This window comes from Thiocapsa imhoffii (genome assembly GCF_016583985.1).
In the GTDB taxonomy this organism is placed as follows: Bacteria; Pseudomonadota; Gammaproteobacteria; order Chromatiales; family Chromatiaceae; genus Thiocapsa; species Thiocapsa imhoffii.
In genome coordinates, this window is sequence record NZ_NRSD01000001.1 from 204,930 (window position 1) to 228,227 (window position 23,298).

The 23,298-nt window shown below is 61.5% G+C and carries 16 protein-coding genes and 1 tRNA gene; 11 read left to right on the forward strand and 6 right to left on the reverse strand.

The genetic code is table 11. The annotated features are described in order from the left end of the window. The first annotated feature begins 25 nt into the window (after positions 1–25). From CKO25_RS00935 to CKO25_RS00985, 9 genes are all read left to right on the forward strand, one after another. Entirely contained in the window at positions 26–2,146 is a 2,121-nt protein-coding gene (locus tag CKO25_RS00935) for an acyltransferase family protein (RefSeq protein ID WP_200386027.1), read from the forward strand. A 902-nt stretch (positions 2,147–3,048) separates the two neighbouring features. After that, on the forward strand, positions 3,049–6,114 hold the full coding sequence (locus CKO25_RS00940; protein WP_200386028.1) for a BPTD_3080 family restriction endonuclease: 3,066 nt from the start codon (positions 3,049–3,051) through the stop codon (positions 6,112–6,114). Positions 6,115–6,261: 147 nt separating this feature from the next. After that, complete coding sequence (locus CKO25_RS00945) at positions 6,262–6,597, forward strand: type II toxin-antitoxin system VapB family antitoxin (RefSeq protein ID WP_200386029.1); 336 nt, start codon at positions 6,262–6,264, stop codon at positions 6,595–6,597. 138 nt (positions 6,598–6,735) lie between these two features. Further along, the gene (locus CKO25_RS00950; protein WP_200386030.1) at positions 6,736–6,960 is read left to right on the forward strand and encodes a hypothetical protein; all 225 of its coding nucleotides are present in this window, start codon (positions 6,736–6,738) and stop codon (positions 6,958–6,960) included. Next, the gene (locus CKO25_RS00955) at positions 6,950–7,372 is read left to right on the forward strand and encodes a PIN domain-containing protein (protein WP_200386031.1); all 423 of its coding nucleotides are present in this window, start codon (positions 6,950–6,952) and stop codon (positions 7,370–7,372) included. The genes CKO25_RS00950 and CKO25_RS00955 overlap by 11 nt, the downstream gene beginning before the upstream one ends. Positions 7,373–7,381: 9 nt before the next feature. After that, a complete protein-coding gene (locus CKO25_RS22120; protein WP_242467249.1) occupies positions 7,382–10,768 on the forward strand; it encodes a site-specific DNA-methyltransferase in 3,387 nt (1,128 codons plus the stop codon). Between the two features lie 47 nt (positions 10,769–10,815). Next, the gene (locus tag CKO25_RS00975) at positions 10,816–11,973 is read left to right on the forward strand and encodes an AAA family ATPase (RefSeq protein WP_200386032.1); all 1,158 of its coding nucleotides are present in this window, start codon (positions 10,816–10,818) and stop codon (positions 11,971–11,973) included. 3 nt (positions 11,974–11,976) lie between these two features. After that, complete coding sequence (locus CKO25_RS00980; protein ID WP_200386033.1) at positions 11,977–12,750, forward strand: DUF3226 domain-containing protein; 774 nt, start codon at positions 11,977–11,979, stop codon at positions 12,748–12,750. A gap of 83 nt (positions 12,751–12,833) precedes the next feature. Then, positions 12,834–14,921 carry a 3'-5' exonuclease gene (locus CKO25_RS00985; RefSeq protein WP_200386034.1) on the forward strand — a complete coding sequence of 696 codons (2,088 nt, stop codon included), beginning with the start codon at positions 12,834–12,836 and terminating at the stop codon, positions 14,919–14,921. A gap of 515 nt (positions 14,922–15,436) precedes the next feature. On the opposite strand, the gene CKO25_RS00990 is transcribed toward CKO25_RS00985, so the two are convergent. Both CKO25_RS00990 and CKO25_RS00995 read right to left on the reverse strand, forming a co-directional pair. Continuing rightward, a tRNA-Asn gene (locus CKO25_RS00990) sits at positions 15,437–15,512 on the reverse strand. Positions 15,513–15,603: 91 nt separating this feature from the next. Further along, positions 15,604–16,788 (reverse strand): pyridoxal phosphate-dependent aminotransferase, encoded by a 1,185-nt coding sequence (locus CKO25_RS00995; protein WP_207161879.1) that lies wholly within the window; start codon positions 16,786–16,788, stop codon positions 15,604–15,606. A gap of 156 nt (positions 16,789–16,944) precedes the next feature. Between CKO25_RS00995 and uvrB the strand changes: the two genes are divergently transcribed. Beyond that, on the forward strand, positions 16,945–18,954 hold the full coding sequence (uvrB, locus tag CKO25_RS01000; protein WP_200386035.1) for an excinuclease ABC subunit UvrB: 2,010 nt from the start codon (positions 16,945–16,947) through the stop codon (positions 18,952–18,954). Between the two features lie 25 nt (positions 18,955–18,979). After that, positions 18,980–19,771, forward strand: coding sequence for a monofunctional biosynthetic peptidoglycan transglycosylase (mtgA, locus tag CKO25_RS01005; protein ID WP_200386036.1), 792 nt, complete (start codon positions 18,980–18,982; stop codon positions 19,769–19,771). Between the two features lie 87 nt (positions 19,772–19,858). On the opposite strand, the gene rsfS is transcribed toward mtgA, so the two are convergent. From rsfS to CKO25_RS01025, 4 genes are all read right to left on the reverse strand, one after another. Then, positions 19,859–20,215, reverse strand: a complete 357-nt coding sequence (rsfS, locus tag CKO25_RS01010) for a ribosome silencing factor (protein ID WP_200386037.1) — start codon at positions 20,213–20,215, stop codon at positions 19,859–19,861. A gap of 153 nt (positions 20,216–20,368) precedes the next feature. Further along, positions 20,369–20,998: a nicotinate-nucleotide adenylyltransferase gene (nadD, locus tag CKO25_RS01015; protein ID WP_200386317.1), complete on the reverse strand. Its 630-nt coding sequence runs from the start codon at positions 20,996–20,998 to the stop codon at positions 20,369–20,371. A gap of 55 nt (positions 20,999–21,053) precedes the next feature. Further along, on the reverse strand, positions 21,054–22,328 hold the full coding sequence (locus CKO25_RS01020) for a glutamate-5-semialdehyde dehydrogenase (RefSeq protein ID WP_200386038.1): 1,275 nt from the start codon (positions 22,326–22,328) through the stop codon (positions 21,054–21,056). A gap of 73 nt (positions 22,329–22,401) precedes the next feature. After that, the gene (locus CKO25_RS01025; protein WP_200386039.1) at positions 22,402–23,298 is read right to left on the reverse strand and encodes an isocitrate lyase/PEP mutase family protein; all 897 of its coding nucleotides are present in this window, start codon (positions 23,296–23,298) and stop codon (positions 22,402–22,404) included.

Below are 23,298 nucleotides of genomic sequence, written 5' to 3' on the forward strand. Positions count from 1 at the left end.
CGGTCGAGTCAATGAAGGAGTCGCGATGATGCGAGGTCACCATGCTGGCGCGCTTGAGTACCGGCCGGAGGTCGACGGTCTCCGTGCGTTGGCTGTCATCGGTGTCATCATCACCCATTTCAACAGTCATCTGCTGCCCGGCGGATTTCTGGGTGTCGACATGTTTTTCGTGATCTCGGGCTACGTCATCACGGGGTCGCTCTATAAGAGCAGCAGTGTGAGCCTGGGCGACTTCTTGCTCGATTTCTATAAACGTCGAGTCAAACGCCTGATCCCGGCCCTTGTCCTCTGTGTGCTCGTCACCAGTGTCCTCCTCACCCTGTTTAACCCGAACCCAGGCACCTCACTCAAGACCGGGGTGGCGGCCTTATTCGGCGTCTCGAACCTCTATTTGTTTTTCCAGGCCACCGACTATTTCGGTGCCTCTGCCCAGTTGAATGCCTTTACACACACTTGGTCACTGGGTGTCGAGGAGCAATTCTACCTGATCTTTCCCTTGCTGCTCTGGCTGGCCGGCATTGGGGGGCGCGAGGCACCGCGCCGCTTGAACGCGATCATCCTGCTTTCGGTGTTGGCTCTGATCTCGCTGTGGATCTTCATCTCATTGCACGCGTCCAATCCGCCCGCGGCCTACTATCTCACGCCCGCGCGATTCTGGGAGTTGAGTGCTGGCGCCCTGCTCTTTCTGGCGCTGCGTCCACGCCAGGCGCAGCAGCGCCGTCTGTCCAATGCGCTGAGCGAAGCGCTTTCGATCATCGCGTTGGCGGGCATCGCCATCACGTTCCTCGTTCCGGTCGAGGCCTCGGTCTACTCGACCCCCGCGATCGTGCTCTTCACGATGTTGTTGATCGCATCACTCCAGCCCAAGACTGTTTCCTTCGCCGTCTTCGCGCATCCTGTAACGGTCCATATCGGATTGCTGTCCTATTCCCTCTATCTCTGGCATTGGGCCGTGATTTCGTTGAGTCGTTGGACGATCGGAATCGAGTGGTGGACCTTTCCCTTTCAATTGGCCCTGATCGTCTTGTTGGCGGAGGTTTCGTATCGTTACGTTGAAAACCCCTTGCGCCGCGCTGAGTGGTCCCCGTCACGCCTGCGGACCATGGGGTTCGGAGTGAGTTCACTGGTCGGTGCCGCGTTGGTGGTCGTGATGCTCGGCAGCGTATTGAATGAGCGTCTCTATGCCGGAACGCACCCAGAGTTAGCGGCAGTGGGCAACCGTTCGCTAATGGACCCCTATGTGATGCAGGACACGCATTCTGGTTGGGGCGGCGAACCCTGTCTGATCGAAAGTAATGCCGATATTGGCAAGGACATCTCGCTCGAAGCATGCACGCTTGGCCGGTTCGACACAGCTCAGCGTCGTGTCCTGGTTATTGGCAACTCGCATGCCGCTGCCTTCGTCCAGGCTTTCGATCCATTGGTGCGCGAGGAAGGGTATGCCGTCACCATCACGGCCGCTTGGGCTGCGCCTGCCGTGCCCGAAATCCCGCATGTTGGGTTGCGTGAAAAGGCGATCGACTACTATTGGGAGGAGGTGGTGCCGACCTTGGTCGACCAACTCCAGGAGGACGATTGGGTCTTTCTGATCACTGACCTCAATCGGCTGACACCGAGATCGCCCAGTTCCGCGGCACAAGACCGATTGCAACAACTCGAGGCTGGTCTGACGCGCTTGTCGGAGACCTTGGCCTCACGTGGGATCAAATTCGCTGTCTTGCATGGGAAGCCCTTCGCCCGCGAGGCGATGTGCGAGCCCATCATGGCGGCTTCCCAGTGGTTTGCGCCCTTTGGCGGACCCTGCACCTATTTCAGCAAGGAAGATACGCTCAAGCGGCTCACTCCACTCAATGATCTGCTGCGTGGACTCGAGATGCGCAATGGGATCAAGGTTGTGGATCTGCTCGAGGTGTTCTGTCCCGATGAGGTGTGTACCTACTTCGGCGCCAATGGTGAGATGCTCTATCGCGACGACATGGGTCATGCGTCGGTGGAGGCCGCACGTCTCGCGGCCCCCGCAATCCGTGATCTCTTCCTCGCGGCCGACCAAGCCGACGTGGTCGCACGGCGAGGTCAAACGCATGGCCCAGGGGCGGTGCCAACCACGGCTTCGTTACCCGCGGTTCCTGACCGACCCGGACGGTAAGCCGCATTGAGGATGTGAAGAACTGGATTGCAGGAAACGAAAGCTGGATCATCGAAGGCTGTTACGCCGACATTATAGAGGCCGTACTGGAGATCTGTGAGGAACTGATCTTCCTCAACCCTACCCTGGCGTAGATGCATGCATTGCACACTGCCGCTCACGACCGTGGGAGCCCGAAAAGTTTGGATCAAGCCAAGAACAAGATGAAAATCTAGAAAACCTGCTCCAATGGGTGAAGTCCTACGAGAGTCGTACGGACGAATATGGGCTCTCAAGGCATCGGGAACTCTACGAATCGTTTCATGGCAAGAAGCGTGAGTTCAAGGATCCGAGCGAGTATGAAGTGGTATAGCTTCTGAGTCGGAGAGAGATATCGTTTTGTGTCACGACGGGAGAGGAGTGTCTTTGAAAACGATGTTTCCACCCGATGCAGTGGCCCACTTAGACTCTGAATATCACCAAATCCTTCGGAGTCGGATTAGCCTGCAAAGGACGACCTGATTCTTGTTTCAGGCAAATAATCGCGTTGAAAAGGCGGAATCCGCGCAGTATCAGCGCTGGCTGGCGGCACTCCGGTTCAAAGCACTCGGAGCCATGCTCCTGACGCCGACTCAGCCCCCGTCGAAGTGCCTACGCGGGCGGATTTTGAAAACTTACCCGAGCGGCGGATGCACTGGATACTCGGCTCCATGTTCCCTGCCTCGACGAGGCTAATCCCAGCTCCGCCCCGCGAGCGCCGACGCGCGCCGAAAGCCGAGTTTGTCATCGCCAGCGCAATGCTCTAGCCTCCCCGAGACAGCGGCTATCGCGCCACGCCAGACAGCGTGTCTGACCCGTCTGATGCCGAAGCGGCAGCGCGCGGGGCGACGCAGGACTTCAGCACCCATCGTCAGGAGACATACATGGGGCACCCGTTCTTCGACCGACCGATTCTCAACTCGCCCTACGCCTATCCAGCGCGCCACTGGGAGCTGGATAAGACCGGTCAGCCGACACACCGGATCCTCGAAGCCCGGCGTCGCGCCGAGTTCATCACGCCCATCCCCAAGCCGAAGAAGCAGAAGGGTGCACCCAAGCAGGACACGCTCGCCTTCGACGAAGGCAAGGGGCTCAGTACCGAGGATCAGCGCTACGATCACACCGCCGTCATCAACGCGGTCCGCCAAGAAGTCGACCGCTGGCGGCTCGATCCCGACCCCAATCACTGGCGCGTCACCCCGGAGACCGCGCGCCTGCTGCAGCACTGGCGCCACCATCCCTTCAGCAGTTTGCGTCCCTTCTTCTGTCAGATCGAAGCCGTCGAAACGGCCATCTGGCTGACCGAGGTCGCGCCCCAGATCGGCAAGACCGGCGAACGCTTCCTGACCCACTTGAGCGACGCCAACCACGACGCCAACCCCGAGTTGATGCGCCTCGCCCTCAAGCTCGCGACCGGCGCCGGCAAGACCACGGTGATGGCCATGTTGATTGCCTGGCAGACCATCAATGCCGTACGGCGGCCCAGCAGCAAGCGCTTCAGCCGTGGCTTTCTCATCGTCGCGCCGGGTCTGACCATCAAGGATCGCCTGCGCGTCCTGCAACCCAACGACCCGGACAGCTACTACGCCAGCCGCGAGCTGGTGCCCACGGACCTGCTCGACGAGGTCAACCGCGCCAAAATCGTCATCACCAACTACCACGCCTTCAAGCGGCGCGAGCGTGTCGAGCTGTCGAAGGGCGGACGGCTGTTGCTCCAGGGCCGTGGTGGCGAGGCCCTGAACACGCTGGAGACCGAAGGCCAGATGCTCCAGCGCGTCATGCCGGACCTGATGGGCCTGAAGAACATCCTCGCCATCAACGACGAGGCCCATCACTGCTACCGCGAGAAACCGAATGCGTCCACGGGGGACGCCCCCGAAGGCGTGCTGAAGGGCGACGACAAGAAGGAGGCCGAGAAGAACAACGAGGCCGCCCGGCTCTGGATCTCCGGACTGGAGGCCGTCAATCGGACAGTCGGGCTGGCGCGTGTCCTCGACCTCTCCGCCACCCCCTTCTTTCTGCGCGGCTCGGGCTATGCCGAAGGCACGCTCTTCCCCTGGACCATGAGCGATTTCTCGCTGATGGATGCCATCGAGTGCGGCATCGTCAAGCTCCCGCGCGTGCCGATCGCGGACAACATCCCCGGCGGCGAGATGCCCATGTTCCGCAACCTCTGGGAGCACATCCGCGCCAAGATGCCCAAAAAGGGACGCGGCAAGGCGGCTTCGCTGAATCCGCTCGACCTTCCGCCTCAGCTACAAACCGCGCTGGAAGCGCTCTACGGCCACTACGAAAAGACCCATGCCCTCTGGACGGCGGCCGGGGTTACGGTCCCGCCCTGCTTCATCGTGGTCTGCAACAACACCGCCACGTCCAAGCTGGTCTATGACTACATCTCCGGATTTCAGCGCGAGCAACAGGACGGCAGCACCAAGCCGGAGCCCGGTCGCCTGCCCCTGTTTCGCAATCACGACGAGCACGGCAACCCGCTGCCGCGCCCCCGCACCATTTTGATCGACAGCGAGCAACTGGAGTCGGGCGAGGCGCTGGATGCCAACTTCCGCGCCATGGCCTCGGACGAAATCGAGCGCTTCCGCCGTGAGATCATCGAGCGTACCAATGACGCCCGTCAGGCCGAGAACCTGACCGACCAAGACCTCCTGCGCGAGGTCATGAACACCGTCGGCAAGCCCGGTCGACTCGGGGCCGAGATCCGCTGCGTCGTCTCCGTCTCCATGCTCACCGAGGGCTGGGACGTCAGCACCGTGACCCACGTCCTCGGCGTGCGCGCCTTCGGCACTCAGCTCCTGTGCGAGCAGGTCATCGGCCGGGCGCTGCGCCGCCAATCCTACGATCTCAACGAAGAGGGGCTCTTCAACGTCGAGTATGCCGACGTGCTCGGCATCCCCTTCGACTTCAACGCCACGCCCACGGTCGCCCCGCATCAGCGGCCGCGCGAGACCATCCAGGTCAAGGCGATACGACCCGAGCGCGACGCCCTGGAGATCCGCTTCCCCCGCGTCGCCGGCTATCGCACCGAGCTGCCGCAGGACCGCCTGACCGCCGCGTTCGACGCCGACTCCATCCTGGTCATCTCCCCCGAGCTGGTCGGCGCCGCCGAGACCCGCAATTCCGGCATCATCGGCGCGACCGTGGATCTCAACCTGGTGCACACGGGCGACGTGCGCCAATCCCAGGTCCTCTATGAGCTGACCTCGCATCTCTTGCTGAGTCGCTTCCGCGACGCCAACGGCGAGCCGCAACTCCATCTGTTCGGCCAGCTCAAGCGCATCGCGCGTCAATGGCTCGATGCCTATCTGCAATGCAAGGGCGGCACCTATCCGGCTCAGCTCAAATACAAGACCCTCGCGGACATGGCCTGCGAGCGCATCACCGCTGGCATCACCCGCGCCCAGATCGGCGAGCGCCCCATCATGGCGCTGCTCGACCCCTACAACCCGGTCGGCTCGACCGCCCACGTCAACTTCAACACCTCCAAGACCGAGCGTTGGGAGACCGACGCGCGCCGCTGTCACCTCAACTGGGTGATCCTCGACAGCGACTGGGAGGCCGAATTCTGCCGTGTCGCCGAGGCCCATCCGCGCGTCAGGGCCTATGTTAAAAACCACAACCTGGGCTTCGAGGTCCCCTACCGCTATGGCTCCGAGATGCGCCGCTACCGTCCTGATTTCATCGTGCGGGTCGACGACGGCCACGGCGAGGCCGATCTGCTGAATCTCACGGTCGAGATCAAGGGCTATCGCGGCGAGGATGCCAAGGAGAAGAAGACCACCATGGATGTCTACTGGGTGCCCGGCGTGAACAACCTCGGCACGCACGGCCGCTGGGCCTTCGCCGAATTCGCCGATGTCTACCAGATCGAGGCCGACTTCAAGGCCAAGGTCGAGAGCGCGTTCAATACGATGATCGCGGCGGTCGTTGGGGGATAGTGGTTAGTGGTTAGTGGTTAGTGGTTAGTGGTTAGTGGTTAGTGGTTAGTGGCTAGTGGCTAGTGAGTTCTCGTTCCCACGCTCCGCGTGGGAATGCAGTCTTGGCCGCTCCAGCGGCCCGGACATGACAGAGGAGACCATATCGTTATGCGTACAACCGTAACCCTGGATGACAATCTGCTCGAGGAAGCCCAACGGCTGACCGGATTGACCCACCGGAAGGATCTCATCCAGGAAGGCTTGAGGACATTGATTGCCCGTGAGAGCGCCCGCCGTCTCGCGCGTTTAGGGGGCAGCGAGCCGCGTTCCGGCGCCGAATTCGGCGATGTGCCCATCGCGGGTGAAGATCCCGCGCGCGCAGCCCAGTGGCAGCATCTGTTGAGCCTGCGTGATGACGCCATCGCGGATGGCATGCATCTGATGGATTGGGACGAGATCAATGCCGAGGTGCGTCGACGTCAAGGTGGCACGGCCGATGAATAGCGTCGTACGACCAAGGCATAGCTCGTGACACCCGCTCTGCGGTGTCACGCATGAACCGTGGCGCTCTGCGCCACGTGCCACGATGGCAGGATCCAAGATCAAGGCCCATTGAGGATAACCATCCAGAGGCTCAAGACCATGACGAAGAGCATCACCTTCAACATCGAAGAAGGGCTGATCGAAGCCGCGACCCGACGCGCCGCGTCGGAGCACACGACACTCGATGATCTGTTGCGCCGTTGGGTGACGGATTACGCCGAGCGGCAGGAGGCGGTGCGAGCATTCGATGCCTTAACACAAGAGCTGAGTGGAAAGGTCCGCATTGGACGAAAGCTGACGCGCGAGCAAATGAATGAGCGTTGAATGCTTTCTCGACACCAATGTCCTGCTCTATCACGTCGACGATGGAGACGTTCGGAAGCATTCGATCGCGACCGGCATCGTTCGTGACGCCTTGCGAACGGGAGAGAGCTGTATCAGTTGGCAGGTCGTTCAGGAATTTCTGAATGCTGCCGTCCATAAAGCAGCCATCCCCTTGGATCACGCAGGAGCGGAAGCCTATTGCAACACAGTCCTGATACCACTCTGGGCCGTGATCCCAAGCCACTCGCTTTATATTCGCGCGCTCGGTATCCGCGCCCGTTATGGATTCCACTTCTACGACTCGCTCATCGTTGCTGCTGCCCTCGAAGCAGGCTGTACTCGGCTGCTGACCGAAGATCTGCAGCATGGGCAACGCATCGAGACATTGATCGTTGAGAATCCGTTCATCTAAGGACTCAAGATGGCCCGCACACCCAAGACCCCATCGCTGAACGTCGAGACCATCACTCACGACGAGGCCACCCGCAAGAACATCCCGACGGCCGAATATCAGTCGATCATGCGCAAGGACGAGCAGGCCCCGGTCCGGGTGACCTATGCGCGCGGACCCGCCGAGCAGCCCGATGCGCTCGCCGACGAGAAGGCGCAGCGCAACCGCGACCTCGACCCTCAGCTCATCTGGCGCGGCAAGGATCAACAGGATTGGAGCGACCTCGTCGTCCATGCCCCGCCGCTCTATATCCAAGAGAAGGTCCACCCCAAGGCGTTGATCGACGACTTGCGGAGAGTGGATAGGGAAAAGTGGCGAGTGGATAGTCAGAACGGCTCATCTTCTCTATCCACTCATCACTCTACACGATCCACTCAACTCGACCTTTTCGCCGACTTCAACGGCATTCCCAAGGACGCCGACAAGACCGAGTTCTATCGACACGACCAGAACTGGTCGAACCGCATGATCCTGGGCGACTCGCTTCAGGTCATGGCCAGCCTCGCCGAGCGCGAGGGTCTACGCGGCAAGGTCCAGTGCATCTACATCGACCCGCCCTACGGCATCAAATTCAACAGCAACTTCCAATGGAGCACCACCAGCCGCGATGTGAAGGACGGCAACGTCGCGCACATCACCCGCGAGCCGGAGCAGGTGAAGGCGTTTCGGGATACCTGGCGGGATGGCATTCATTCCTATCTGACGTATTTGCGTGATCGCCTGACGGTTGCGCGTGATTTGCTCACCGATTCGGGGTCGGTGTTTGTGCAGATTGGGGATGAGAATGTGCACCGCGTTCGGGCACTAATGGATGAGGTCTTCGGCGAAACGAATTTTGCTGCGCAAATTGCCTTCATCAAGACATCTGCGGTAAGCAGCCCCGAAGCAAAAACCAACGTGATTGGCGACCTCTTCGATTATGTCGTGTGGTATAGCAAAGACCTTTCGAAGGTTAAATACCGACAACCGATGAAACCCAAAGCGCTCGGTGGAAAGAGCGAATACAAGCGTATTGAACTTCCCGATGGAACACGCCTCTCTTCTTCAGCAAATCATGAAATCGCAGCCAAGACTAATAATGAAATCACAACTGCCCGCTTCTATCGGCAAGACAACATTATCTCAACTGGATATTCCCAAAGCCTATCCGTAGCTTTTAGAGCATTTGGCGCTTCATACCAACCCAATCCCAGTTCTCACTGGAAAACCACGATCTCTGGAATGGAGAAGCTGCTTAAAGCCGCCCGACTAGAGCCACGGGGTAAACAGCTCTCTTATGTCCGATTCTTCGACGACTTCTCGGTTACTCCAATCGGTAATTCTTGGGATGATGTTTTGTTGAGCAGTCGAGCTGAGGAAAAGGTTTACGTTGTCCAGACTAGCTCAAAAGTTGTTCAGCGATGCATCCTCATGGCCACCGACCCCGGCGACCTCGTCCTCGACCCCACCTGCGGCTCCGGCACCACCGCCTACGTCGCCGAACAATGGGGCCGCCGTTGGATCACGATCGACACCTCCCGCGTGGCACTCGCACTGGCCCGCGCCCGCATCATGGGCGCCCGCTATCCCTACTACCTGCTCGCCGACTCGCCCGCGGGCCAGCTCAAAGAGGCCGAGATCACCCGCGGCGTCCCCTCGTCTCAGCCCACCCGAGGCGATATCCGCCATGGCTTCGTCTACGAACGCGTTCCGCACATCACGCTGAAGTCCATCGCCAACAATGCCGAGATCGATGTCATCTGGGGCAAATGGGAAGAGACGCTGGCGCCACTTCGTGATCGGTTGTCCGTGGCCATTGGCCAGGACAAGACCCTTGAGGAATGGGAGATCCCGCGCGAGGCGCCCTCCCACTGGCCACTCTCCACTCATCCACTCATCACTGCCTACTGGCAGGCCCGCATCGCGCGCCAACAGGACATCGACGCTTCCATCGCCGCCAAGGCCGACTCCGAGTCTCTCTACGACAAACCTTACACCGACAAGAAGACCGTCCGCGTCTCCGGCCCGTTCACCGTCGAGAGTCTGTCGCCCCACCGGGTGCTCGGTGTCGACGAGAACGACGAACTGATTGATCCGGCCAACAGCGTCGCCAACCCGGATGCCGGGTACGGAGATAAGCCGACCTTCTCCCAGATGATCCTGGACAACCTCAAGGTTGCCGGCGTGCAGCAGGCGCACAAGGACGGCAAGATCATCTTCACCTCGCTGACCCCGTGGCCAGGCGATCTCATCTGTGCCGAAGGCCGCATAGACAGTGATCAGTGGCGAGTGGAGAGTGGCGAGCAAAACCCCACACTCACCCCTGACCACTCGCCACTCACCACTGAAAATCGCGCAGCGATTTTCATCGGTCCCGAGTTCGGCACCGTCACCCGCCCGGATCTGGTGAGCGCCGCACGCGAGGCGGGCGAAGCCGATTTCGATGTCTTGATCGCCTGTGCCTTCAACTACGAGGCCCACGCCACGGAGTTCAACAAGCTCGGACGCATCCCGGTGCTCAAGGCGCGCATGAATGCCGACCTGCACATGGCCGAGGATCTGAAGACCACCAGCAAGGGCAACCTCTTCGTCATCTTCGGCGAGCCGGATATGACAGTGGCGAGTGAAGAGTGGTTAGTGGATAGCACTGGAGAGCGGGTGGCGCCTTATGACATCTATCAATTCATATCGGGACTTGATCGTCTGGAAGAAATCAATGGACTTGGCCGTGATGATCTATGCCGAAACGCGGCAATTGCCCGCCGAAGAGAGATATGGGATTTCCTCGCAGATGCGTCGCGCGGCCTCGTCGGTGGCAGCGAACATCGCCGAGGGTCAGGCGCGAAGGACGACGGGGGAGTTTCTCCAGTCGCTTGGTATGGCGCGCGGCTCGCTGGCGGAGCTCGAGACCTTTATCGAACTCTGCGCGAGGCTGGAGTACATCGCTCTGGCGAATTCCGAAGCCTTATTGAACGTCTGCGCCGAGATCAACAAAATGCTCGCGGCGTTGATGCGCTCGCTTGCCACGCGCCACTAACCACTCGCCACTATTCACAAGTCACTATTTTCGGCGTGGATGTCTTCCATCCCGGCACCGGCGAGGTGCGCAGCGACGGCCCCGAGGGCATCGCCTGTTGGTTCATCGACACCGACTACAACGAAGAGAGCTTCTTCGTCCGCCACGCCTATTTCCTCGGCGCGGAGGATCCCTACAAGGCGCTCAAGACCACCCTCAAGGCGGAAATCGACGAAGACGCCTGGGCGAGCCTCAACAGCGACACCTCCCGGCCCTTCCCCAAACCCGCATCCGGACGCATCGCGGTGAAGGTGATCAACCACCTGGGGGACGAGGTGATGAAGGTCTTTCGGGTGGGTTGAGATACACTTCTCCCGTTTATTATCCAGTGACGACGTTGACTAACTCCATGTCTGAGCTTTCTCTTTCGCGCCTTGGCATCAACGGATTCCGTGGGCTCCGTTCGCTCGACCTGCACGGACTTGGATGGGTCAACATCCTGATCGGCGCCAATAATTCAGGAAAGACCAGCGTCCTTGAGGCCCTGTCGCTTATCTGCCAACCAAGTAACCCGGACCAATGGTTGGCGATGGTACGGCGGCGCGATTTTGGCGGTCTTGACGAGACCCGGCTTCAATCCTTGCGTTGGTGCTTTCGACGCGATTTGGTGTCGCCGGACTCCGACGAATTAGTGGAAGCGGGGTGCGAATTCGAGTGCGATGGACGCTTCCCGCTACGGACCCTGCGCGTTCGCTATGGAGAGTTCCTTGGCGTGCCCAGCCCCGAGGAGTGGCTGCGTTGGCGCAGTCCTTATCGTCGCGCCCCTGATACGGCTCCGGAGACGATGCGCGGCGCGGAGCTGGTACATTATCCAGACTGGACCACCCTGCCGGGCCCTACGGAGTTCCACGGGAGGCAGCCTGCTGGCCCGGAACAGCCCACGTTTAAGCTGTGGGAGAACGGACCTGCGCAATTCCCCAGGCCGGCGAGGGGCGCCCGGATCGATTGCGAGACCCTCACACCCTATTCCTACCAAACCAATCGCAATCAGGTTCGATCTCAATCGATGAGAATCTTCCAGGATGACTCGCCATCCGTGCTGGAACTGCTTCGGGATTTCGACCCTGATATCGAAGGTATTGATCTGGCGTCCTTCGCTGGTGACCGTCCAGCCATTTACATCAAGCACCGCAGGCTCGGTATCGCACCTCTGTCGATCTTCGGCGACGCCATGCGCCGGTCCGTGCTCTTGGCCGCCACACTCCCCACGCTGAAGCAAGGCGGGGTCCTGTTGATCGACGAGGTGGAGACGGGGATTCACGTCCAGGTCTTGGGCCGGGTATTCGGTTGGCTGGCCGCGTCGGCGCGCAGGTTAGGCGTTCAGTTGTTTGTGACGACACACAGTCTGGAAGCCCTCGACGCCCTGGTTGCGGGTCGCTCGGTAGGCGCGAGTGAGGACGTCGTCGCATTTCATCTGGCGCAAACGGAAGACCAGACGCAATGCAAGCGGTTCTCCGGCGATCTATTGCAGAGGCTGCGCGTCGAGCGTGGCTTGGACCTGAGATAGACCATGCGCAAGTATGGCTATCTGGTGGTAGAGGGTCCCCATGACGTCGAGTTTGTTTATCGGCTACTGAGTCCGTTCGGCCTGAAGCGGGTCAGGTTTGAGAGTGACCTTGATGACACCCTTCGTCCGCTGATTCCCCGGGAGTACCCGCCGGGTGGTGACCTTCAGAAGCGAATGCCGGTCCCGCTGTTTCTAATCAGCGATTCCCACGCCATCGCGGTCCACAGCGCCATCGGCGATACGCGCCTGGTTGAGACCATCGAAGAGAATCTCGCACTGCTGGATCGGAGTACGGTCACCAGTATTGGCCTGATCCTCGACTCCGACAAGCAGACCGCGGCTTCGGAGCGGTATGCCCGTATTCGGGATCGCATGGGGAAGATTGGGTTGTTGCTGGATGAGAAGCCCGGCGCCCTGACCCTGGGCGCACCGAGACTCGGGGCCTTTGTCCTGCCGGACAACGCCGCTGCGGGAACGCTTGAGGACTTGCTTCTGGAGAGCGCTGCCTTGGTCTACCCTTGCCTATTGGATACTGCCAGGCACCATGTGGATGCCGAGGGGAAGGCAAGCTGCTGCCTCCCGGAGGATCTTGAAGATCTGGCGAAGCCGGCCGGCAGGAACAAGGCTATTATTGGCGCCATGGCAAGCATCCTGCGGCCAGGAAAGGCAGTACAGGTCTCAATCCAAGATAACCGTTGGCTGCGGGATCAAGCACTCTCTGTGCCCCGGATCAAGGCAGTTCAGGACTTTCTGCGCAATCTGTTCGATCTGCCCTGATCTCGGAACACCTATCATTGAGTGTGTGCCGGCCTTGACTAGCGCCCCGTCGCGTTGAGGTCTTGAGATAATCTAACGAAATTATGGACTTCCGCATCGCCGACACCTTCACCGACAGTCTTGCCCGTCTGGCGGGCGACGAGCAGAAGGCCGTCAAGACCACCGCGTTTGACTTGCAGATCAACCCGGCCAACCCCGGCTTGTCGTTCCATAAACTCGACAAGGCGCGGGATAAGGCCTTCTGGTCGGTCCGGGTCAGCGGCGATATCCGCTTGATCGTCCATCGGGCGGCGGGGAGCCTCCTGCTGTGCTACGTGGATCATCACGACCGCGCCTACGCCTGGGCCGAGCGCCGCAAACTGGAGGTCCATCCGCAAACCGGTGCCGCACAGTTGGTCGAGATTCGCGAGCGCATCGAAGAGATTGCCGTGCCGGTCTACGTCGAGGTCGTACAACCCGCACCCGCCAGGCCGCTTCTGTTTGCCCAGCGCGCGGACTCGGAACTGCTCGGGTACGGCGTCCCGCCGGAATGGCTGGCCGATGTCCGGCTCGCGAACGAGGACACTTTGCTCGAACTGGCGGATCATCTGCCCGCCGAAGCCGCCGAAGCCTTGCTGCAACTGGCTACCGGCGAGCAGCCGCCCGTCTCCCGCCCCGTCGCGACGCCCGATGCGGACCCCTTCGCGCATCCGGACGCCCAGCGGCGTTTCCGCATCATGGGCGATCTTCAGGAGCTTGAGCGGGCCTTGGCCTTCCCCTGGGACAAGTGGACCATCTTTCTCCATCCCGCCCAGCGCCAATGGGTCGAGCGCGAGTTCAACGGCCCGGCGCGTGTCTGCGGGTCCGCCGGGACCGGAAAGACCATCGTCGCGCTGCATCGCGCGGTCGTTCTCGCGCGTCGACATCCGGAGAGTCGCGTCCTGCTGACGACCCTCTCCGAGACGCTCGCGAATGCGCTGCGTACCCAGCTCAGACGCCTGATCAGCACCGAGCCACGACTCGCCGAGCGGCTGGACGTCGACGCCATCGATGCCGTCGGCAGCCGGCTGTCTGCGAGGCATCTCGGGCCGGCACGATTGGCCACGGATGAGCAGATCAGCCGCTTGATCGCCGAGGCAAGCGCGGCGGCTGGGAATCAGACGTTCGGTCTCGGTTTCCTGCGTTCGGAATGGACGGATCTGGTCGACGCCTGGCAGTTGAAGACGTGGGATGCCTATCGGGATGTGAAGCGCCTGGGTCGCAAGACACGTCTGCCGGAGTCCCGGCGAGCCGTGCTCTGGACCATCTTCGAGTCCGTCCGAGCCGCACTGACCGAGAGTGGATTGACCACACGCGCAGCCCTATTGACCAACCTCGCAACGCAGTTGGGCGAACGCCGACAGCGCCCGTTCGACTTCGTGGTCGTGGATGAGGCCCAGGATCTCAGCGTGCCTCAACTGCGTTTCCTCGCCGCGTTGGCCGCCGGGCGTCCGAGCGGACTCTTCTTCGCGGGCGACCTCGGTCAACGCATTCTGCAACCGCCGTTCTCCTGGCTGTCCCTGGGCGTCGACATCCGCGGCCGCGCCCGCACGCTTCAGATCAACTATCGCACCTCGCATCAGATCCGAAGCCAAGCGGACCGTCTTCTCGGTCCGGAGACATCCGATGTCGACGGCAACACCGAAGACCGACGCGGCACCATCTCGGTCTTCAACGGCCCCGCCCCGACCGTCGCCAGCTTCAAGACGCCCACAGAGGAGGCCGGCGCGGTTGCCGCCTGGATCAAAGAGCGCATCGCCGAATCCGTCGAACCCCATGAGATCGCCATCTTCGTCCGCTCCGAGGACGAGCTGGAGCGTGCGCGTACCGCGGCAACCGAAACAGGACTACCCGCCAAGGTCCTAGACGAGCATGTTGAGACCGACCAGGGACATCTCTCCATTGCCACCATGCACCTCGCAAAGGGGCTGGAGTTTCGCGCGGTCGCCGTCATGGCCTGCGACGACGAGGTCATCCCCTCGCAGTCGCGCATCGAAACCGTGACCGACGACAGCGATCTCGCGGAGGTCTACAACACCGAGCGCCACCTGCTCTACGTCGCCTGCACACGGGCACGGGATCACCTCTTCGTCAGCGGCGTTGCCCCGGCATCCGAGTTCCTGGACGACTTGCTGATTGCGCCGCGTGGGTGAAGGATGCTGAAAACAAAGGCTCACAGATCTCGAATGTCTCGCTGACGCGTCAACCGAGGCATCGGCATGAAGGACGGGGATATAAGGAACACGAGAAGGCTTATGCTCTATTTCCTCGCACACATCACGGAGGATAGCGAGTGTCCTGGAGTCAACGACGATAGATCAAGCCGGAATCGCCTGGAATGAACAATCCGCGAGAGGTTCGGCTTTTCTATGGTCGCTTCGAGCATGCTTGCGATGGGTGGCTGATCGTCACGCACATTCGCTTGTGAGCGCGCCACACACCTGCCCCTAGCCGTCACAGCCTGCCCGACCAGGTGCACGCCCTAGCGTCCTGCTTGCGATGTCCAGGTGGAACCGCCTTTCCCGTTACGCCACGAGAAACCCCTCGCACCAGGACCTAGACCGGAGTGCAACGCGGCAAGCTCGGGACAAACGGCAGCCAGACGGCAACCGGAAGCCTGAAACGCAAAAGGCGCTACCGCATGACTACGGTAACGCCTTGATTTTATTGGCTCCCTGGGACGGGCTCGAACCGCCGACCTAGTGATTAACAGTCACCCGCTCTACCGACTGAGCTACCAGGGATCAATGTGAGCGCAGAACGATAGCCTGATGTCGCCTTTGAGTCAAGTCACCCGCCACCCGGTCGGGGCGCTTTGCCTCACGCGTGCGGCCATCAGGCGACGGCGCGTGCGATGCGCTCGAGGGCTTGTTCCAGGTTCTGATCGCTGGTGGCGATGGAGATGCGCGCATGGCCGTTGAGTCCGAAGGCGGAGCCTGGGACGAGGGCGACGCCGGCGCGTTCGATCAGGTATTCGGCGAATTCGAGATCGTTCGTGATGCCGGGAAGGGCGTCGATGGCCCCTTGGACCCGTGGAAACACATAAAAAGTCCCGTCGGTCGGAAGACAGTCGATGCCCGGGATCTGATTGAGCCTCGTGACGACGAGATCGTGGCGTCGGCGGAATGCCTCGAGCATGACGCCGATGCACTCTTGCGGCCCTTCCAAGGCGGCTTGCGCGGCCACCTGCGAGATGGAAGTGGGGTTCGAGGTGCTTTGGCCCTGGATCTTCTTCATGGCCTTGATGACCTCGGCGGGGCCGCCGGCGTAACCGATGCGCCAGCCGGTCATGGAATAGGCTTTGGACACACCGTTCAGGACGAGGGTGCGCGGATTGAGATCCGGACAGGCATTGAGAATGTTGACGAAGGGCTCGGTGCGCCAGCGGATGTGTTCGTACATGTCATCGGTCGCGATGAGCACCCGGGGGTGTTCGCGCAGCACCGCGCCCAGCGCCTCAAGCTCGTCGTGACTGTAGGCCATCCCCGTCGGGTTCGAGGGGCTGTTGATGACGACCAAGCGAGTTTGGGGGGTGATCGCGGCATTCAATTGGCTGGGCGTCATCTTGAAGCCTTGTTCCGCCCCGGCATGTACAAAGACAGGGACCCCGCCCGCGAGGAGGACCATGTCCGGGTAGGAGACCCAATAGGGCGCGGGGATCACGACCTCGTCGCCCGGATCGAGGACCGCTTGGGCAAGATTGAAGAAGCTCTGCTTGCCGCCGCAAGAGACGAGGATCTGATCCTGTTCATAGCTGAAGCCGTTCTCGCGCTGAAACTTGTCGATTACGGCTTGTTTGAGTTCAGGGGTGCCATCGACCGCGGTGTATTTGGTGAAGCCATCGCGGATGGCCTGCATCGCGGCCTCCTTGATGTGCTCAGGCGTGTCGAAGTCAGGTTCGCCAGCACCGAGTCCGATGACGTCCTGTCCGGCGGCGCGCAGGGCCTTGGCGCGGGCGGTGATGGCCAGGGTGGCGGATGGTTTAACGGCCTGAACGCGCGCGGCGAGCTTGATGGTCATCTGCGGATGGTCTCTCGGGTAGCTGGGGTGACTGGACAAGCGGGTCATCGCTCCCAATCATAGCGAAACGTCAGCCACCCGGCATCTGTCTCGCTCGTCGTGCCCCCGGCAGGTCTGAACGAGGTTGATCAACGTCTCACTGCCATTGGGTCACCCATGTCCGAACGCGCCTTTCAGTTGGTCTCCAAGTTTGCCCCCGCGGGCGATCAGCCCGAGGCCATCACCCGTCTTGTCACAGGGTTTCGCGACGGTGAGGCCGCCATGACACTGCTGGGTGTGACCGGCTCGGGCAAGACCTTCACCATTGCCAATGTCATCGCGACGCTGCAGCGTCCGGCGTTGATCCTGGCGCCAAACAAAACGCTGGCGGCGCAACTCTATGGGGAGATGAAAGACTTCTTCCCGCACAATGCGGTGGAGTATTTTGTCTCCTACTACGACTACTACCAACCCGAGGCCTACGTCCCCTCGACCGACACCTATATCGAGAAGGATGCCTCGATCAACGAGCACATCGAGCAGATGCGGCTCTCAGCGACGAAGGCGTTGCTGGAGCGCCCGGATGTCATCATTGTCGCGACCGTGTCTTCGATCTATGGACTCGGTGATCCGGACGCCTATCTGAAGATGGTGCTGCATCTCAACCGCGGTGACCTCATCGATCAGCGGGCGTTGCTGCGCCGCCTCGCCGATCTGCAATATCGGCGCAACGAGATCGAACTTGCGCGCGGCACCTATCGGGTCCGTGGCGACGTGATCGATATCTACCCGGCCGAGTCCGATGACGAGGCGGTGCGGGTCGAACTCTTCGATGAGGAGATCGAGTCGCTGTCGCTGTTCGACCCGCTCACCGGTCAGCTCTTGCGCAAGGTGCCGCGCTACACCGTCTTTCCGAAGACTCACTATGCCACACCGCGCGAGACCATCCTGGGCGCGATCGAGCAGATCAAGACGGAACTGAAGGAGCGTTTGAACTGGTTGCGTGAGCACGACAAGCTCGTCGAGGCGCAACGGTTGGAGCAACGCACGCTCTTCGACCTGGAGATGATGTTGGAGGTAGGCTACTGCTCGGGGATCGAGAATTACAGCCGTTATCTCTCGGGGCGGGAGGCGGGTGAGCCACCACCGACCCTTTACGACTATCTCCCCGCGGAGGCCATCGTCGTCATCGATGAGAGCCACGTGACGGTGCCGCAGCTCGGCGGTATGTATCGGGGCGATCGCTCGCGCAAGGAGAATTTGGTGGACTATGGCTTTCGCCTCCCCTCGGCGCTGGACAATCGCCCCCTGCGGTTCGAGGAGTTCCAGGCCCGTCAGCCTCAGACCATCTATGTCTCGGCCACGCCACGCGAGTTCGAGATCAAGACCTCGGGGGCGGTGGTCGAGCAGGTCGTGCGCCCCACGGGTCTAGTCGATCCCGAGGTCGAGGTCCGTCCAGCCCTGACGCAGGTCGATGATCTGCTCTCGGAGGTCGAGCTGCGCATCGCCGCCGGCGAGCGCGTGTTGGTGACGACCCTGACCAAGCGCATGGCTGAGGATCTAACCGATTATCTCAACGAGCACGGGGTGAAGGTCCGTTATCTGCACTCGGATATCGATACGGTCGAGCGCGTCGAAATCATTCGGGATCTGCGGTTAGGCGAGTTCGACGTCCTGGTGGGGATCAACCTGCTACGCGAGGGTCTCGATCTGCCTGAGGTGTCCTTGGTCGCCATCCTTGATGCCGACAAGGAAGGCTTCCTCCGCTCTGAAGGATCCTTGATCCAGACCATTGGCCGCGCCGCGCGCAATGCCAACGGGAAGGCCATCCTCTACGCCGACCGCATCACGGGCTCGATGCAGCGGGCGATCGAGGAGACCGAGCGGCGACGGGCCAAGCAGATCGCCCACAATGCGGCCGCGGGGATCACGCCCCAAACGATTCGCAAAGCGATTGCGGATATCCTCGAGGGCGCCATTCCGGGTCGTCCCACGAAGGGGCATGACAATGCGAAAGTTGCCGAGGACCTCACTGAATACACTCACTTGACTCCGCAGCAGCTCGCTAAGAAACTCAAGTCACTCGAGAAGGCCATGTACGAACATGCCAAGAATCTGGAGTTCGAGCAGGCCGCAGCCATCCGCGACCAGCTCAAGTTACTGCAATCAAGGCGCTTCGCGGCCTGATTCCGCACCCACCTCTTCGCCGGGCATGCCCACACTCGGGGGCCATGGTCGCTCTGGAACGGTGCTCGATGGCAGCGCGTCGCACCCTATTCGCATCATGCCGATGGGTGCGGGTCGCACGCCGATGGGACGTCTTGGCCGTTTCTTATTCAAGATTTTGAGCAGCGTGCTGCTCGCATCGGTTGTTCTGGTCTTGACTCTACGCTGGATGGATCCGCCGGCATCGGCCTTCATGCTCCAACACGCTTATAACCTATGGCGGCTTGATCGTGCTCCGCCCTTTTATCATCATGTTTGGGTTCCACTGGAGCAGATCTCGCCCGCGGCGCGTCTCGCCGCGATCGCTGGCGAGGATCAGCGCTTCCCCACTCATCAGGGGTTCGACTTCATCGAGATCCGGGCGGCCTGGGACGCTTATCGACAGGGCGAGCGGCTGCGCGGCGCGAGCACCATCACGCAACAAACGGCGAAGAACCTCTTTCTTTGGCCACGCTCGGACTGGACGCGAAAAATCCTCGAGGCCTGGTTTGCCTTCTTGATGGAACGTCTCTGGTCGAAGGAACGCATCCTGGAGGTGTATCTCAACATCGTGCAGTTCAGCCCGAGTACTTACGGAATCGAGGCTGCGAGCCAGCGCTATCTGGAGCAACCGGCATCCCAACTGACCTTGGAGCAGGCATCACTGCTGATTGGTGCGCTGCCCTCGCCGAGCACCTATCGCTTGGCCCGACCGTCGCCGCATCTGCGCCGGCGCGCGGCGTGGATCAGTGATCAGGCGAGTCGTCTCGGTGGAACGCGTTATCTGGATCGGCTGTGACGGGCCAAGGCGCAGGGTCCCTCGCGCAGATGACACCAGGCATCAAGAGACCAGGTATCGCGGTCATCATGGGTTCAAGGCATGGCCTCAGTGGTTCGTTGCGGCGGCCTTCGTCACGAGGGCAGGCGCCGACCAGAGCCGCTCAAGGTTGTAGAAGTCGCGCACCTTGGGCAGCATGATATGGACCACGACGCCATTGAGGTCGACCAGCGCCCATTCGCCCTCGGTCACGCCCTCCATCCCCAGCGGTGCTTCGCCGGCCTCCTTGGCGCGATAAGCGAGCGTCTCGGCGATGGATTTCACATGTCGATCCGAGGTGCCGGAGGCCACGACCATGTAGTCGGTGATCGCGGTCTTGCCGCGGACGTCCATGACCTCGACATCGCGGGCCTTCATGTCGGCGAGGGTGTCGACGACCAATTGCCGAAGTGTTTCAAGCTGCATGCGATCTCCTCTGCATTGGGGATAGGGGGTGCGACGCGGCAGCGCCGTCGGGGTCTGCGTCGTGCGCCGCGCAGCGGTGACGACGACTCTTTCCTTGGTGGGGTCCGTGGGCGACGGTGCAAACGTGTCCCAACGGAGCGATGTGCCTCCGGCTCACCGATAAAGCTGTTCGGATTCGATCATGGAGATGACGGCGTCCGGTAGCAGATAACGTGGACTCCGACCACTGCGGATCAGTTCGCGCACCTGCGTGGCGGAGATCTCCAGGCGCGTCACGTCCTGGAACAGGATGCGGCCGGCGCCTTGCTCGCGCAGGTCGTTGGCATTGTTGCAGCCATATCGCGCATAGAGTGCGCCGAGACCCGAATTCAGCCAGGATGATTGGCTTGGGCGCTGCATCACGATGAGATGCGCGAGCTTGAGGATCTCAACCGGCCGATGCCACCGCAGGAAGCCCGCAAAGGCATCCGCGCCAATCAAGAGACAGAGCGGTTGCTCCGGTGCTAACTCGGCGCGTATGGAGAGCAGGGTGTCGTAGGTATAGGATTGCCCTGGACGCTCGAGTTCCCGCGCATCGGCCACGAGTCCGGGTTGCCCCGCGATCGCGGCCTTGAGCATGGCCAGGCGTTGAGCGCCGGTGGCGACGGGCTGCGCACGATGGACAGCGACGTTCAGCGGGATCATCCGCACCTGATCGAGCGCGAGCATCTCGAGACAATCGAGCGCCGGGCGCAGATGCCCGAAGTGGATGGGGTCGAAGGTACCGCCGAGGACGCCGATCATCGACATGGACGACGCCGCATCGGAGTCAGGTCCATCATGGCGTCTCTAATCGGTCTCACGTACGGATCTCGCCGTTGCCCAGGACCACGAATTTCACCGAGGTGAGTCCCTCGAGTCCAACCGGCCCCCGAGCATGAAATTTGTCGGTGCTGATGCCGATCTCCGCGCCAAGTCCATACTCGAAGCCATCGGCGAAGCGGGTCGAGGCGTTGACCATCACGGAACTCGAATCGACCTCGCGCAGGAAACGACGGGCGTGGCTGTAATCCTCGGTGACGATGCTGTCGGTATGCGCCGAACCATGCCGCGCGATATGGTCGATCGCCACATCCAGGCCTGGGACAATCCGGATGGAGAGGATCGGGGCCAGATATTCCGTATCCCAATCGGCATCCGTGGCCGGGTGGGCCTCGGTGATGAGCTCACAGGTGCGGGGGCAGCCGCGCAGCTCGACCGCCTGCTCGACATAGGCAGTGGCCAGACGTGGCAGGATCCGCGGCGCGATTGCCTCATCGACCAGGAGCGTCTCCATGGTATTGCAGGTGCCATAGCGTTGGGTCTTGGCATTCAGGGCGATCGCGAACGCCTTCTCGAGATCGGCATGGGCGTCGATGAAGACGTGGCAGATGCCGTCGAGGTGCTTGATGACCGGGACGCGTGCCTCGCGGCTGATGCGTTCGATGAGCCCCTTCCCCCCGCGCGGAATGATGACGTCAACGAACTCTGGCATGGTGATCATGGATCCGACCGCCGCACGATCCGTGGTGGCGACCACCTGGACCGCATCGCTCGGTAAATCCGCCGCGGTCAATCCCTGGTGAATCGAGTCGGCAATCGCCTGATTGGACTCGAAGGCCTCCGAGCCACCGCGCAGCAGGGTTGCATTACCCGCTTTCAGGCAGAGACCGGCGGCATCCGCGGTGACGTTCGGTCGCGACTCGTAGATGATTCCGACGACTCCCAGCGGAACGCGCATGCGCCCGACCTGGATGCCGGAGGGGCGATAATCAAGATCGGTGATGGCCCCGACAGGGTCTGGCAAGGCGGCGATTTGGCGCAGCCCCTCGATCATGGAATCGAGTCGTCCCGGGGTCAGCTCAAGCCGATCGAGCAGCGCGGCATCCAGGCCCTTGGCACGACCCAGCTCCAGATCCACCTGATTGGCGGTGGTGATGAGCTCGCGTTGCTGATCGATCGCGTCGGCGATCGCCGTCAAGGCGGCATTTTTCTGCCGGGTGCTCGCACGCGCCAATGCCCGCGAGGACTCGCGTGCGCGGCGCCCGAGATCCTGCATGTAGGCTTCGATGTTGGTAATCGGTCGCTCGCTCATTTTCAACCAGACTCTTGATCAAACGTGTTGAGTGTAAGGCGAGTGCGCAGGCCTGTATAGCCGCTCGGTCCTGTCAGTAGCGCTCGAGCAACTGGTCATAGTCATCGAAGCCGACCAGCGTGCGCAGTGTCGCGAAGTCGACGCGGCGCTCGGGGATACGGCCTGCGGCGAGTGCTTCAAGGGCCTCGTGCATGGCGTGGACCGCAGTGCTGAGCAGGGTCAGTGGGTAGGCCGCGAGACCATAACCGAGTTCGGCGAGCCGGGCGGGTGGGAGGATGGGCGTGATGCCTTCCTCGAGCATATTGGCCATTTTGATGCCAGGAACCGCATCGCAGAAGGACCGCATCTCGGTCTCATCGCGCGGGGCTTCGAGAAAGAGGATGTCGGCACCGAGCTCAGCGAAGGCTTGGAGTCGCCAAATGGCCTCCTTGAGCCCCAACGCACTGCGGGCATCGGTCCGGGCGACGATCAGCAGGTCGCTACCGGCATCGCGGGCATCGACCGCGGCGCGGATGCGTCGAAGTGCCTCGGCGCGCTCGACCACTTCACGGACGCCCGTGTGGCCGCACCGTTTGGGCGCGAGTTGATCCTCGATCATGAGGCCAGCGAAGCCGGCGCGCGCGAACTGATGCACTGTCCGTTGCACATTGGCCGGATTGCCATGGCCGGTGTCGCCGTCGCCGATCACCGGGATGCGCACCGCCTCGCAAATGTGGCGGCCCTGCTCGAGCATCTCGGTGACCGTGATCAGTCCCGTATCAGGAACCGCGAGCCGGCTGGCCGCGACGGCGAACCCGCTCATGAAGGTGACGGGAAAACCCGCCTGTTCGATCAAGCGTGCCGAGAGGGCATCGAAACAGCAGGGCATGAGGATGAGTTCGCCCTGAGCGAGACAGGCACGCAGTCGCGCGGCGGGCGTCTGTGCGGGGCTGCCTCCCAGGGTGGCTTGGGGGGGTGCTTGGACGGTCAT

Excerpts from the sequence above, each read along its gene's own strand:
- CKO25_RS00935 (WP_200386027.1), top strand. The coding sequence starts at position 26 with ATGATGCGAGGTCACCATGCTGGCGCGCTTGAGTACCGGCCGGAGGTC.
- CKO25_RS00940 (WP_200386028.1), top strand. The coding sequence starts at position 3,049 with ATGGGGCACCCGTTCTTCGACCGACCGATTCTCAACTCGCCCTACGCC.
- CKO25_RS00945 (WP_200386029.1), top strand. The coding sequence starts at position 6,262 with ATGCGTACAACCGTAACCCTGGATGACAATCTGCTCGAGGAAGCCCAA.
- CKO25_RS00950 (WP_200386030.1), top strand. The coding sequence starts at position 6,736 with ATGACGAAGAGCATCACCTTCAACATCGAAGAAGGGCTGATCGAAGCC.
- CKO25_RS00955 (WP_200386031.1), top strand. The coding sequence starts at position 6,950 with ATGAGCGTTGAATGCTTTCTCGACACCAATGTCCTGCTCTATCACGTC.
- CKO25_RS22120 (WP_242467249.1), top strand. The coding sequence starts at position 7,382 with ATGGCCCGCACACCCAAGACCCCATCGCTGAACGTCGAGACCATCACT.
- CKO25_RS00975 (WP_200386032.1), top strand. The coding sequence starts at position 10,816 with ATGTCTGAGCTTTCTCTTTCGCGCCTTGGCATCAACGGATTCCGTGGG.
- CKO25_RS00980 (WP_200386033.1), top strand. The coding sequence starts at position 11,977 with ATGCGCAAGTATGGCTATCTGGTGGTAGAGGGTCCCCATGACGTCGAG.
- CKO25_RS00985 (WP_200386034.1), top strand. The coding sequence starts at position 12,834 with ATGGACTTCCGCATCGCCGACACCTTCACCGACAGTCTTGCCCGTCTG.
- CKO25_RS00995 (WP_207161879.1), bottom strand. The coding sequence starts at position 16,788 with ATGACCATCAAGCTCGCCGCGCGCGTTCAGGCCGTTAAACCATCCGCC.
- uvrB (WP_200386035.1), top strand. The coding sequence starts at position 16,945 with ATGTCCGAACGCGCCTTTCAGTTGGTCTCCAAGTTTGCCCCCGCGGGC.
- mtgA (WP_200386036.1), top strand. The coding sequence starts at position 18,980 with ATGCCCACACTCGGGGGCCATGGTCGCTCTGGAACGGTGCTCGATGGC.
- rsfS (WP_200386037.1), bottom strand. The coding sequence starts at position 20,215 with ATGCAGCTTGAAACACTTCGGCAATTGGTCGTCGACACCCTCGCCGAC.
- nadD (WP_200386317.1), bottom strand. The coding sequence starts at position 20,998 with ATGATCGGCGTCCTCGGCGGTACCTTCGACCCCATCCACTTCGGGCAT.
- CKO25_RS01020 (WP_200386038.1), bottom strand. The coding sequence starts at position 22,328 with ATGAGCGAGCGACCGATTACCAACATCGAAGCCTACATGCAGGATCTC.
- CKO25_RS01025 (WP_200386039.1), bottom strand. The coding sequence starts at position 23,298 with ATGACCGTCCAAGCACCCCCCCAAGCCACCCTGGGAGGCAGCCCCGCA.